This window comes from Clostridium psychrophilum (genome assembly GCF_018861705.1).
GTDB lineage: Bacteria > Bacillota > Clostridia > Clostridiales > Clostridiaceae > Clostridium_AD > Clostridium_AD psychrophilum.
This window is the reverse complement of record NZ_JAHLEC010000092.1, coordinates 1-13,042: the sequence shown is the minus strand read 5'-3', so window position 1 is coordinate 13,042 and position 13,042 is coordinate 1. Positions and strand designations below refer to the sequence as shown.

General features: G+C 30.6%; 12 protein-coding genes. 4 read left to right on the top strand and 8 right to left on the bottom strand.

Features of this window, described 5'->3' with window-relative positions:
- Together KPL38_RS14980 and KPL38_RS14975 are read right to left on the bottom strand one after the other, a co-directional pair.
- Positions 1–450, bottom strand: a 450-nt coding sequence (locus tag KPL38_RS14980; RefSeq protein ID WP_216289949.1) for a transposase zinc-binding domain-containing protein, incomplete at its 3' end; no start/stop codon positions are given.
- Between the two features lie 188 nt (positions 451–638).
- Positions 639–1,076: an Lrp/AsnC family transcriptional regulator gene (locus tag KPL38_RS14975; protein ID WP_216289948.1), complete on the bottom strand. Its 438-nt coding sequence runs from the start codon at positions 1,074–1,076 to the stop codon at positions 639–641.
- A 569-nt stretch (positions 1,077–1,645) separates the two neighbouring features.
- On the opposite strand from KPL38_RS14975, the gene KPL38_RS14970 reads away from it, so the two are divergent.
- A complete protein-coding gene (locus tag KPL38_RS14970) occupies positions 1,646–3,079 on the top strand; it encodes an aspartate ammonia-lyase (RefSeq protein ID WP_216289947.1) in 1,434 nt (477 codons plus the stop codon).
- 109 nt (positions 3,080–3,188) lie between these two features.
- Here KPL38_RS14970 and treR read toward each other — a convergent pair whose 3' ends face one another.
- The 3 genes from treR to treP all read right to left on the bottom strand — a co-directional run bounded on the left by treR (position 3,189) and on the right by treP (position 7,126).
- Positions 3,189–3,899, bottom strand: a complete 711-nt coding sequence (gene treR / locus KPL38_RS14965) for a trehalose operon repressor (protein ID WP_216289946.1) — start codon at positions 3,897–3,899, stop codon at positions 3,189–3,191.
- A gap of 70 nt (positions 3,900–3,969) precedes the next feature.
- A complete protein-coding gene (treC, locus tag KPL38_RS14960; RefSeq protein ID WP_216289945.1) occupies positions 3,970–5,649 on the bottom strand; it encodes an alpha,alpha-phosphotrehalase in 1,680 nt (559 codons plus the stop codon).
- 25 nt (positions 5,650–5,674) lie between these two features.
- Complete coding sequence (treP, locus tag KPL38_RS14955) at positions 5,675–7,126, bottom strand: PTS system trehalose-specific EIIBC component (RefSeq protein WP_216289944.1); 1,452 nt, start codon at positions 7,124–7,126, stop codon at positions 5,675–5,677.
- A 546-nt stretch (positions 7,127–7,672) separates the two neighbouring features.
- Between treP and mmuM the strand changes: the two genes are divergently transcribed.
- The 3 genes from mmuM to KPL38_RS14940 all read left to right on the top strand — a co-directional run bounded on the left by mmuM (position 7,673) and on the right by KPL38_RS14940 (position 9,806).
- Positions 7,673–8,608, top strand: a complete 936-nt coding sequence (gene mmuM, locus KPL38_RS14950; RefSeq protein ID WP_216289943.1) for a homocysteine S-methyltransferase — start codon at positions 7,673–7,675, stop codon at positions 8,606–8,608.
- A 119-nt stretch (positions 8,609–8,727) separates the two neighbouring features.
- The gene (locus KPL38_RS14945) at positions 8,728–9,303 is read left to right on the top strand and encodes a DUF6143 family protein (protein ID WP_216289942.1); all 576 of its coding nucleotides are present in this window, start codon (positions 8,728–8,730) and stop codon (positions 9,301–9,303) included.
- A 14-nt stretch (positions 9,304–9,317) separates the two neighbouring features.
- On the top strand, positions 9,318–9,806 hold the full coding sequence (locus tag KPL38_RS14940) for an FAD-dependent oxidoreductase (protein WP_376769041.1): 489 nt from the start codon (positions 9,318–9,320) through the stop codon (positions 9,804–9,806).
- Positions 9,807–9,885: 79 nt separating this feature from the next.
- On the opposite strand, the gene KPL38_RS14935 is transcribed toward KPL38_RS14940, so the two are convergent.
- The 3 genes from KPL38_RS14935 to KPL38_RS14920 all read right to left on the bottom strand — a co-directional run bounded on the left by KPL38_RS14935 (position 9,886) and on the right by KPL38_RS14920 (position 12,913).
- Positions 9,886–10,959, bottom strand: a complete 1,074-nt coding sequence (locus KPL38_RS14935; RefSeq protein ID WP_376769040.1) for a 2-dehydropantoate 2-reductase — start codon at positions 10,957–10,959, stop codon at positions 9,886–9,888.
- A 279-nt stretch (positions 10,960–11,238) separates the two neighbouring features.
- Positions 11,239–12,267 (bottom strand): 3-deoxy-7-phosphoheptulonate synthase, encoded by a 1,029-nt coding sequence (locus tag KPL38_RS14925; protein ID WP_216289941.1) that lies wholly within the window; start codon positions 12,265–12,267, stop codon positions 11,239–11,241.
- Positions 12,268–12,478: 211 nt separating this feature from the next.
- Positions 12,479–12,913 (bottom strand): hydrogenase maturation protease, encoded by a 435-nt coding sequence (locus KPL38_RS14920; protein WP_216289940.1) that lies wholly within the window; start codon positions 12,911–12,913, stop codon positions 12,479–12,481.
- Positions 12,914–13,042 lie beyond the last annotated feature (129 nt).

Here is a 13,042-nt window from a genome sequence, read left to right as displayed (position 1 = left end):
CTTCTTTTTATATTCTTCTCTATTTTTATAGTTTACACCATTTGCAAACTCATTTATAACCTCATACACCATGTCTTGCAGGTCTTTCAGACTCTCTCTATTCCAAAAAAAATATTTTCTGTACTCAGCGGGTATTGTAAATACACAATGCCTATGTGGTATGTCTAAAATTTTACTAACTTGTTTTTCTACCCATTCACTTATGTACTTTTTTCCACATTTACTACAAAATCTACTTTTACATGTAAAACCTATTTTAAATACTTCCAGACATTTTAAACATATGTACGCAACAAAACCCAATGAAATATCTCCACATCCTATCATTTTCATTACTTCGATATTCATATGTTCTCTCATCTTTTCAGGATACTTTTCTTTATTTAATTTCCAAAACTCTGGATAATTATCTTCAAATATTTGTTTTATAGTAATCTTATTATTTTTCATGGTTATATCATCTCATATTTTTCTTATTTTTTCTATCTATTTTTTAGCTAGAATGTTATCCACAGTGGTTTCCGCAAGCTGTTTCCTATATAATAAAAAAACTCTGCGAGAAATCTGGTGATAAAAACTTTGGTAATTGAAAACTCATTTAAACATTCCTCCTTTAGTGTAATGTATTTTAAATACTGTTAAGTAGATACATTAATTCCTCTATGTTCAACTGCTGTAGAAAACACTATTTGTGTTTCTGTATTTCCAAATTTCTGCAATTCATTGATAAATGCATCAAGTTCTACAGTTGTATGATAAGCAACAGTAATAATCATTGAATACTTTCCTGTTACACAGTTGCATTCAAGTACGTTGGGACATCTTTCTACAAAAGGATAGAATTCTGGTTTTTGTTTTGGTGACATTTCTAAGTTTATAAAGGCTTTAATGTTATAACCTAATTTTAGTGGATCAACATGTGCAGAATATCCTGTAATAACTCCTGTCTCTTCTAGCTTTAAAATACGAGCTGACACGGCTGGAGTTGATAAAAATACTTCTTGTGCTAAATGTTTAAGTGAATAACGTGCATTTTCTTGAAAAAGCTCAATAAGTTTTAAATCAATTTTGTCCATATTTTAGGTGTTAGTAAGATTCACTATATTTGTGCATTCCTTACTAACATTTACCTCCCTTTTTATTTATTGTTAAAATATTAACGTTATAATAATGTATATTCTAACCTTTAATGCATATATGCATTAAAGGTTAGTTAAAGAATCTTTCATAATTCTCTGCAGTATAGCATTAATTAATTACTTTATTAAAATTACCTATATCTAACTCTTATTGCTGTCACTTAATATAATAAGGTCATTTGTGCAAATATGCAATTCATTCCTATAAGATTAATTAAAAATATTAATTACGCATTGTGTTTTTTGATTAATATAGTATATATAACTTAACTTTCAATATATTATTCAGATTATATTTAGAAATAATTATACTCCATTAACTTAAATCTTCTAAATATCTACTTAATAAAGTTAACTGCAATTGTATACAAATTAATTTAAATTAAGTATAACATGTTTATTTTTAGCTTTTATTCACAACTTCTCTTTAGTCATTTACATAAATATAAAACCATGTTAATCTGCATATATTGGAAAAACGAAAAAATAAGAAAGAAGGAATTAATATGGAAACAAGAATAGAATCTGATTCAATAGGAAGTATGAAAGTTGCAAATGATGCTTATTATGGTGTTCAAACATTAAGAGCTCATAATAATTTTCATATTACAAATAAAACAATTCACCCAGCACTTATAGTAAGCCTTGCAGAGATAAAAAAATCAGCAGCTATTACAAATAGAGATGCCAATATGTTAGATACTAAAATTGCAGATGCAATTATAAATGCTTGCGATGAAATTATCTCCGGAAAGTTTCATGATCAATTTATTGTTGATCCAATTCAAGGTGGCGCAGGTACTTCTACAAATATGAATGCTAATGAAGTTATTGCAAACATTGCTATTGAACTACTTGGTGGGACTAAAGGTAATTACAGTATTGTAAATCCTAATGATCATGTAAATATGGCTCAATCCACCAATGATATATTCCCCACTGCTGGGAAAATCACAATTCTTAAAATGTTGCCAAAAGCAACTTCAGAACTTAAGCGCTTATATAATGCTCTAGAATTAAAATCTTTAGAGTTTGATAATATTATAAAAATGGGACGTACTCAGCTTCAAGATGCAGTTCCAATTAGACTTGGTCAATCATTTCACGCATATGCTTCAATGATAAAACGTGATATTAATAGGTTAGTTAATGCGCAAAAAGAAATGCTTACTTTAAATATTGGTGCCACAGCAATAGGCACATGTATAAATGCCAGTCCCAAATATTTAGATAATATTATTTCTAACCTCCAAACGGTAACTGGCTTTAATGTGGTTCAAGCTGAAGACTTAATTGATGCGACTCAGAATCTTGATGGATTTGTATGTGTATCAGGAGCTTTAAAAACTTGCGCTGTAAATCTATCTAAGATGGGAAATGATTTAAGACTATTATCAAGTGGTCCTAAAACTGGTATAGGTGAAATAAATTTACCATCAAAACAAAATGGCTCATCAATTATGCCCGGTAAAATAAATCCTACTATTCCAGAAGTAGTTTCTCAAGTAGCTTTTAATATTATAGGAAATGATTTTACAATAACTATGGCAGCAGAAGCAGGCCAATTAGAACTTAATGCTTTTGAACCTGTCCTTTTCTATAACTTATTCGAATCTATTGAAACACTTACAAATGCAACTACAACATTTGTGGATAATTGTATTGTGGGAATTACCGCTAACAAAGAGAGATGCGCAGAACTTTTAAATGGTAGTATAGGCATAGTAACAGCACTTTGCCCTTATATTGGATACAAAAAATCAGCTGATATTGCAAAAATAGCTTTAAAAACTGGCCTATCTATAAAAGGGATTGTTTTAAGTGAGGGAATTTTAACTACAGAAGAATTGGAAGAAATATTAGATCCAATTTCAATGACGCAAGTAGCTAAAACATTAATTACAAACAAAATAATAAATGCTGATAGTTGCGCAGTATAAAAATAGTAAATTTTATAAAAGAAATTTAATTAGAAGTTAAAAAAACAAACGGCTAAACCCCTTAAATTTAGGGACTTAGCCGTTTAAGTTACTTTTTACTAAAGTTTTATTATCTTCTTCTAGCAAAATCAGAAAATTCAAAGCGGTCTGGACGATGCCTCGATTCTGTATATTCAAATTGAGTTCCATTATTTAAGTATACAAAATTTTTTACGACTACTATGAAATTATAGGATTTCATATCCAAATATTTTTTATCAATAGAATTAGCTTGTTCTATTTTTATAATTCTTTTAGCAAAACCAATTTTTGTATTCAATTCTTCTTCTATATATTTATAAATAGATTTTTCTGCAATTTTTTTTGTAAGATTTAAAACATTATCCTTTAGAAAATAATTTACATCTAAAATAATATTTTCATTATCTAAACTTCTTGTGCGATATAATTTATAAGCCTCTTTTCCTTTTTCTAAAGAAGTTTTTTCATGTAAAACTTCATCTATTAATACTTCTTCAAACATTGGTACAGAGGTAGAAAATTCATTCCCATTTATACTAGAAACTTCAGCAAAACTCACAAGATTTCCAAATGAAAAAGTAATTTGATTATTTTCTAAAACAAAAGATCCTTTACCATGAACACTGTTTACTAGACCTTCTTCAGATAACATATCTAAAGCTCGCCTTACAGTACCCCTACTTGTATTATACATTTTACAAAAATCATTTTCAGAAGGAAATTTTTCACCTGGTTTATAATTGCCCTGAAGTATATCATTTTTTATATTTTCGTATATACACATATATTTTTTTCCCATTAATATTCCTCCAAACGGCTAGTTCCATATAAATTATATCATATACCTATGGAACTAGTGAATGGATCTTTCATTTTATATAAAAAACTGAAGATTCATATGGGCGAAGTAATAACTCATTTATATTGTTTTTTGTATCTGCATAATTAGATATCAATATTTTAGATTCTCCTTCCAAAATAACATCACTCGGAAGAACAAATGTAGCAAATTCAGCATAAAAGTTATTTACAACTAATAATTTTTCATTATTATAACGTCTAATGTATGCAAATATTTGAGGATCATTATCCAATATTATCTCAAAATCTCCATATGCGATTATATCATAATCTTTTCTTAACCTTATTAGCTTTTTATAATAATAAAAAATTGAATTCTTATTTTTTAAGGCACTAGAAGCATTTATATATGAAAAATTATTTGATACATTTATCCATGGGGTTCCCTCAGTAAATCCTGCATTCTTAGAAGTATCCCATTGCATTGGAGTTCTTGAATTATCTCTAGACTTTTGCTTAAGTATGTCCATAATTTCTTTATCAGATTTACCTTTAGCTTTTAATATATCATAAATATTTAGAGATTCCACATCCCTATAATCCTGCAACTTATCAAAATTTGGATTTGTCATTCCTATTTCTTCACCTTGATATATATATGGTGTTCCCTGTAATAAATGTAGAGTAGTAGCTAACATTTTAGCGGACTCATCGTGGTACTCTTTGTCATTCCCAAAACGTGATACTACCCTTGGTTGATCATGATTACACCAAAATAGTGCATTCCATCCATTACCTTTGATCATCCCATATTGCCATTCAGTTAGTATTTTTTTAAGTTTTATAAAATCAAATTTTCCCAATTCCCATTTTTCGCCACTTGGATAATCCACTTTTAAATGGTGAAAACTAAAACTCATATTTAGTTCTTTTTCATTTGGATTAGTATATTTAACACAATTATCTATAGATGTAGAAGACATTTCACCAACCGTTAATATATTTTTGTATTTTGAAAATACATTTTCATTGAGTTTCTTTAAAAATGTATGAATTTTAGGTCCGTCTGTGTAAAATTTACGTCCATCCTCTATAGGTGTATTTAAAGTATCATTTGGGAAAGCCTGGTCTTTAGATAATAAGTTAATTACATCTAATCTAAAGCCGTCTACTCCCTTACTTAACCAAAATTCCATCATATCATATATACTTTTTCTAAGTTCTTGATTTTCCCAATTTAAATCTGCCTGAGTGACATCGAAAAGATGAAGATAATATTGTTTTGAATTTTCATCATATTCCCAGGCACTGCCTCCAAATTTAGATTTCCAATTATTAGGGTACATGTTATCTTTACCATCTTTCCAAATATAGAAGTCTCTATATGGACTATCCTTGGACTGAGAAGATTTTTTAAACCACGCATGATCTATAGACGTATGATTAACTACCATATCCAATATTATCTTTAATCCTCGTGCATGTGCTTGTGTTAACAATCTTTCAAAAGTATCAATACTTCCGTATTGAGGATCTATTTTATAATAGTCACTTATATCATAACCATTATCCTTCTGAGGAGACTCATATATAGGGGTTATCCATATTACATCTACTCCCAAGTTTTTTATATAATCAAGTTTCTCAATTATTCCCTGTAAGTCTCCCGTTCCATTTCCTGTTGTATCCTTAAAACTTTTTGGGTAAATTTGATATACAACAGACTTTTTCCACCAAAATTCATTCATGGTAATACCTCCATTTATAAATACATTACATATTTTTCTTAAGTTTCATGTTTTTTAATGTTGGCACTTTAATATTAGTAAAATTTGAAAATACAAAAGTTAATATAAAAGGAACCACTATTGCTATAATCATACCTATAAAGAATACTCCCCATTGTTGTGGAAATATTGATAAAAAACCAGGTAATCCTCCAACTCCTATAGACGGAGCTTTTACATGATTTATTGTTATAACCACAGCACCCATCGCTGAACCTATCATAGCTGCGAAAAATGGGAATTTAAATCTTAAGTTAACTCCAAATATAGCCGGTTCAGTTATTCCAAGATAAGCTGAAATAGCAGCCGTAAAAGATAATCCTTTTATTTTTTCGTTTTTACTTATAAACATCATGGCTAAGGCCCCAGAGCCTTGAGCAATATTGCAAAGAACAAGTATCGGCCATAAAAAAGTTCCTCCTGTGCTTGCTATAAGTTGTAAATCTACTGCAAGGAACATTTGATGCATACCTGTTATTACTAGTACTGAATAGAAACCACCATATATAATCGCGCCGATTACAGGAAAATGGTTAAATATATAAACTAAACCATAAGTAATTCCATTACCAACAGAAAAAGTTATTGGTCCAATTATAATGAATGATAAGAAACCTGTAACAAGAAGTGCAATAGGTGAAACTACTAATAACTTAATAGAATCTGGAATATGTTTGTTTAAATATATTTCTATTTTTGCTAAAAAGTAGGATGAAACTAAAACGGGTAAAACTTGTCCTTGATATCCTACTTTAGCTACTTTAAGCCCAAATAAATTCCAATATGGTACTGTTCCTTTTGTAACAGCATCTCCATAATTATAAGCATTTAGTAATGATGGATGCACTAGGATTAAGCCAAGTACTATACCAAGAAGTGGATTTCCACCAAATTTTTTAACTGCTGACCAACCAATTAATGCTGACAAAAATGTGAAAGAAGTATTAGCTATAATATTTATAATGTCTGAAATATCACGAAGACCAGGATGAACATCAATCAATGACTGATTGGCAAAAAAAATACCTTTACCTGCAAGAAGATTATTTATACCCATTAATAAACCTGCAGCCACAATAGCTGGTAGTATTGGTATAAATACTTCGGATAACGTTTTCACAAGACGCTGAAGTAAATTAATATTTTTTGATGCTGCATCTTTAACTTCCTGTTTTGTTGCGCCTTGAATTCCAGTAATCTCAATAAGCATGTCGTAAACCTTGTCAACTACTCCAGGTCCTATAACTACTTGATATTGACCATTGCTAGAGAAGAAACCCTTTACTAAATCGATTTCATCGAGTTTAGCCTTATCTACTTTCTTTTCATCTTTTAAAGCAAACCTTAATCTGGTAACACAATGAGTGGTCGCAGATATATTCTCTTTACCTCCAACAGCTGCAATAATTTTTTCTACTGATATTTTTGAAACTCCCATTTTTGACTCCCCCTTTATAATAATAGAATAACATGTATAAACAAGCGTGTCAATACTTGTTTATACATGTTTGAAAATAAGAGTGTAACGTTATCATTAAATCATCTCCTCTAGGAGTTGCAACAGCTCTAAAAGAGATGAATCTAGCTCCTAGAGGAAGTAAGTCATATATGCATTGTAGGTATTGCATGATTACATATTAATGGTAAACTTATTAGGATACTTAAATCATCTCCTTCTGAGATGTTGTTAAAAGTCCAGAGTATCGAGCTAAGTGGTTCCCATTTGGACCCACATGGCTATGGTGCTTTGTACTATTGTTATATTTGGTTCAAACCTATTGATATTCCAAGCACCTACCTTCGTTTTGTTTAGTTCTATTACAAATTATATGACTATCACGCTATTTTTAATTTTATATTTTGGTTATAAATTTTTAAAGAAGACTAAGATAGTTCCTCTTATGGAATGTGATTTTGAACATAAAGAATATCAGAAAACAGAATAAAGTAGTAAAAAATAATCTATAAAAGAAGGAGATTTATTATGAATCCTATAGATAATATTTTAAAAAATTTTCCATTGATTATTTTAGATGGTGCATTAGCTACAGAACTTGAACGCATGGGGTGCGCTATTAATGATTCTCTCTGGTCAGCTAAAATACTTGCTCAGAATCCTGAAATAATAGAAAAAGTACACTATGAGTATTTTGCTTCTGGAGCCGATTGTGCAATTACCTCAAGTTATCAAGCTACTATTGAAGGGTATATAGAAAAAGGTTTCACTAAACTTCAAGCAATATCCCTTATTAAAAAATCTGCTACTATTGCTATTAAAGCGAGGGATGATTTTTGGAAAAATCCACTACATAGGATAAATAGACCAACTCCATTAGTTGCCGGTTCTGTAGGCCCCTATGGTGCTTATCTTGCAGATGGTTCTGAATATGGTGGGGATTATAAAATTGGTGAAAAAGAACTAATTGAATTTCATAGACCAAGAATAAAAATTTTAGTGGATGCAGGTGTAGATATTCTTGCTTGTGAAACAATACCTAGTCTTATAGAAGCTAAAGCTATTGCTAAACTACTTAAAGAATTTCCAAAAACATATTGTTGGATGAGTTTTAGCGCTAAAAATGATTTGCAGATAAGTGATGGTACATTAATTTCTGATTGTGCCAAATATTTAGATGACTTTGCGCAAATAGCTGCCATAGGAATAAATTGTAGTGCACCTGCTCATATACCATCCTTAACTGAAGAAATTAAAAAGAATTCTAAAAAACCTATAGTAGTTTATCCAAACTCGGGAGAAGAATATGATGCTCACTCTAAAACATGGCATGGTAATTCCTCTAGTGAAACTTATAGTCGTAGCGCCAAAAGCTGGTTTGAGAAAGGTGCGCAGCTAATTGGTGGTTGCTGTAGAACAACTCCTGAAGATATTAAAGCTATTGCTACATGGGCTAGAAAATAGTTCTAGCTTTTTAACAACTTATCTTACAACTCATATTCCTTTATGTATTTGTATAGTGTTGCTTTTACTTTGTAACTATATGTTAACAATACACTACAATATAGTGAGGTGATAATTTAATGAATCAAATACAATGTAAAGGCACCGAAGAATCACTTTCAAAAACTGTTGCTATTCCAATAGAATTATACGAATCTACATTAGGACAATATTTTATTGGATATGCTGATAATTTAGTATTTGGTAAATATACAAATGCCTGGGCAAGATTATACAATCCAATTAAATCAGGCGTTATTTTGCATGTAAATGTGTGGACAGTAACTGATGTTTCAGATTCAGCTTTCCGTGCACAGTTTTGGTTTAATGCAACTCCCCCAGATTCAGATATTGAATATGCTGCTGTAACTCCTACAAATTTAATTATCAAACCACAACCTAGAGCAAAAATAAGATTAGAATATGCTTCTAATGTTCTAGGTGATCCAACTGGAGGAATCAAAGCCTTCGTAAGATGTGCACAGCCTGAAACAACATTGGTTGAAAGTGAAAATGGAAAAATAATTATTGGTGAGGGTGGTAACTTCTTAGTATTTCTATCAACTCCAGAAACACCGGGACTTTTAACTTCAGGAAGGATAGCTTTTGGCTTTTGGGAAGAAAAAATTAAAAATAATCGCAAATGTAATGGTTAAAAAAATATTTTAATATTGATTTTGTATTCTACACAAGGGAGTTTACCGAAAGGCATCTTCCTTGTACCGCAGACGTTTTACTTGGAAAGAAAGACTGCAAGTGTGCGACAGTTATAGTTGGCGGAGGACTGGTTGGATGTGAACTTGCACTTCACCTTGCTAAAAAAGGTAAAAAGGTAACTATAGTAGAGGCATTAAACAAAATACTTGCATTAAATGGGCCTTTATGTTCTGCAAATAGTGAAATGCTTGAAAAATTAATTCCATTTAATAATATCGATGTAAAAACAAATTCAAAGGTTAAAGCATATAAAGATGGATTACTTGAAATGGAAACAGAAAGTGGAACTCAGAAGATTAAATGCGATTCCGTAATACTTTCAGTAGGATATAAAGAATTAGAATTTGAAGTTCCTGAAATTTATCTTTTAGGAGATGCACGTAAGGTTTCTAATATCATGTATGGCATTTGGGATGCATATGAAGTTGCAAATCATATATAAATTAAGATAGTAAAATTGATAAGGGAGGGAAAACAAAGAATATCCTCCCTTTATCAATATTCTTTTATCTTGCATTTTTCTACTTTCTCTCTAGGTTTAATAAATTACTGAATTTTTTTGTTATCTTCTTATACATTTTAACAGGAACCCCATATTTTTCGCCCATGCGAACTACTTCAAATATAAGCCCATCAAGTTCTGAATTTTTCCCCTGAGCAATATCCCTTTGCATGGATGTCGATGCCGTAGGATCAAGTTTATCCAAAATTTCTAAATTAATTTGCACTATATCTGCAGTAAAATAAATCCCCATAGCTACAGCCAGAGCATCTATTTCCCTAGTTAATGCAACAAAAGTATCTCTGATTTCTCCCGGTTTCTGCATAGGTGCTGCTTCTGCATCATAATATAAACCACACGCTGCCATCGCTGAGACATAAGAAAATTTTTGCAAGGCATCTCTCCTGATATCATCTGATAAAATTCCAAGAATATTACTTTCTTTCAAGTCCTGTTCTATCTGCTTTAAAATAGGTTTGTATTCTGATTTGTTACGAATGCCATAAACAATTTTAAAAATTTCACCATGCATCAGAAGAGTTCCAGGTTCTTTAATATTAGCAGATACATAAATACATCCGTCCGTAACTAAAAGTTTGGGCAGCATTTTCTGCAATTTTCCGCCAGTTCCATAAATGTTTAAAATCGGAATTACCACGGTATTCTTATGGGCAACACGTTTAATAAAAGGAACTGTATCTTCCAAAGAATAGCCTTTCACACAAACAAAAATCACATCTGGTTGCTCATGATAGTGTTCCATATCATATGCAATTACCTGTGAAACAGTATAATTTCCTTTCCAAGTAGTTTCTACCTTTAGTCCACTTTTCTGAATACTTTCAAGATGTTTACCTCTGGCAATCAAAGTAACATCTTTCCCAGCTTCCGCCATATAGGCTCCAATACATCCCCCCGTACCACCTGCTCCAATAATCAAATACTTCATTTCGTTTACTCCTTTCCTATATTCTTTCAAAATGCTTTCTCCACAATCTAATAATAATAATTTATCATTTATTTTTATATAGGCTGAATTGTTTCCTTCTTCAACATTAAATGCTGAACCACTACCTAAAAAATTTAATATCATAATTCTACTTTCTCCTTATATTAAAATTACAATTATAAAATCTTTATATATGCACCTTTTTGCTCAACTAATTTATAATCACTAACGCAAGTAGTTTCTTAATAATATATAATTATAACATACCAGATAGATGGTTAAGTGTAAATGAAACAGTAACCTAGAAATGTGAAATTCAGAAAAATTATTACTTGAAAATATATCTCAAAACAAAAACGCTTTAGGATAACTATCCTAAAGCGTTTTTGAGATATTATTAAATATATATTATTACCAATGTTTCTATAGATTTTCAGCAATATAATAAATTAATTTTTCAGTATCTTTCCATCCTAAACATGCATCGGTTATTGATTTTCCATAAGTACCACACCCTACATTTTGTTTACCTTCTACAAGGTAACTTTCAACCATAAATCCTTTTATCATTTTTTTAAGTAGAGAATCATATTTTCTACTCATCAACACTTCCCTTACTATTCTTGGTTGCTCTTCATAATGCTTCATTGAATTTGCATGATTAGTATCTACAATAATAGAAGGATTAAAAAGTTTATGATTTTCATATTCTTTAGCAATATTAATCAAATCTTCATAATGGTAATTGGGAATATTTTTACCATAAGAATCTACAGCTCCCCTTAAAACCGCATGTGCAAGAGTGTTCCCTGTTGTTTCAACCTGCCATCCTTTATATATAAAAGTATGACCATCCTGCGCCGCTTTAATGGAATTTAACATTACAGTTAAATCTCCACCAGTTGGGTTCTTCATGCCTACAGGCATATTAATACCACTTGCGGCAAATCTATGTTGCTGATTTTCTACGGAGCGAGCCCCAACTGCATGATAACTTAATAAATCTGAAAGATATGTATAATTTTCTGGATATAACATTTCGTCTGCAGCAGGCATGTGATATTCACTTAATGCTTTTAAATGAAGTTTTCTAATGGCCCTGAGTCCCGCATCCATATCAGGTTCTTTACTTGGGTCTGGTTGAGATGCCATACCTTTATATCCTTCGCCGGTAGTTCTAGGTTTATTTGTATAAATCCTAGGTATAATAATGATAGAATCTTTTACTTTTTCCTGAACCTCTGCAAGCTTTCCTATATATTCACACACCGAATCTTCATTGTCAGCTGAACATGGTCCGATTATAAGAAGAAACTTATCAGATTCATTCTCAAAAACTTTTCTTATCTCAATATCCCTATTTTTTTTAATTTCTTTAATATGATTTGATAAAGGCATTTCTTCCATGATTTCATTTGCAGTAGGCATTTTTTTTATGTACTTAATACTCATATCACGTTTCCCTCACTTTACTTATTTATTATTTTGTTTAACTTAAATTTATAAGAGCTTTTATCTGTTATAAATTTAAGATCAGTTTGTTTCGTTAATGAATTATATCACAAATCTAATTATTGAGAAGGATATTTATAAGTATTAAATACTTTTTAAGATGGTAAGGACATAAAACTATAAACTTCTTGCCCTTCATTACTTCCTTTAATTATATAATAAAGCTTATTATCTTTTTAGATATATATTCCACTTTGCCCTGTAAAATATTGCTTAACCCAATATTTATATCTATAGTAGAAATCTCTATCCCTATAAAATAACCTTTAATATCCAGGTTGTACATGCTTACTAGATCCATTAAACCTAAAGAGTGAATAGATTTACTGTGATCTTTAATCTTTCCCATGTCATCCAAACTTTTAAAAGTCAATGTGCCAGGAACAGTACCATAATATGTTGAATCCATAATGTAAAATACATCTAACTCATTTAATTTTGAAAAGCAAAATTCTACATCTGTTTCTCCTATAATAGTTTCAATACCATTATCCTCAAGGGTATTCTTAATCTTTTCTAGAATTAACAATGCTACTCCATCATCCATCATTAACCTATTACCTATAGCAATAACTTTTTTACCCATACTAATTCAACCCCTTAATAATCGAGTAGGAGCTAAATAATTAGTTTATTTAGCGACCTCTCACACCACCGTGCGTACCGTTCGGTACACGGCGGTTCAATAGAAATTAATGTTTTAATAAATATATTT

Excerpts from the sequence above, each read along its gene's own strand:
- KPL38_RS14925 (WP_216289941.1), bottom strand. The coding sequence starts at position 12,267 with ATGAGTATTAAGTACATAAAAAAAATGCCTACTGCAAATGAAATCATG.
- mmuM (WP_216289943.1), top strand. The coding sequence starts at position 7,673 with ATGAATCCTATAGATAATATTTTAAAAAATTTTCCATTGATTATTTTA.
- KPL38_RS14920 (WP_216289940.1), bottom strand. The coding sequence starts at position 12,913 with ATGGGTAAAAAAGTTATTGCTATAGGTAATAGGTTAATGATGGATGAT.
- KPL38_RS14975 (WP_216289948.1), bottom strand. The coding sequence starts at position 1,076 with ATGGACAAAATTGATTTAAAACTTATTGAGCTTTTTCAAGAAAATGCA.
- treR (WP_216289946.1), bottom strand. The coding sequence starts at position 3,899 with ATGGGAAAAAAATATATGTGTATATACGAAAATATAAAAAATGATATA.
- treC (WP_216289945.1), bottom strand. The coding sequence starts at position 5,649 with ATGAATGAATTTTGGTGGAAAAAGTCTGTTGTATATCAAATTTACCCA.
- KPL38_RS14970 (WP_216289947.1), top strand. The coding sequence starts at position 1,646 with ATGGAAACAAGAATAGAATCTGATTCAATAGGAAGTATGAAAGTTGCA.
- treP (WP_216289944.1), bottom strand. The coding sequence starts at position 7,126 with ATGGGAGTTTCAAAAATATCAGTAGAAAAAATTATTGCAGCTGTTGGA.
- KPL38_RS14935 (WP_376769040.1), bottom strand. The coding sequence starts at position 10,959 with ATGATATTAAATTTTTTAGGTAGTGGTTCAGCATTTAATGTTGAAGAA.
- KPL38_RS14945 (WP_216289942.1), top strand. The coding sequence starts at position 8,728 with ATGAATCAAATACAATGTAAAGGCACCGAAGAATCACTTTCAAAAACT.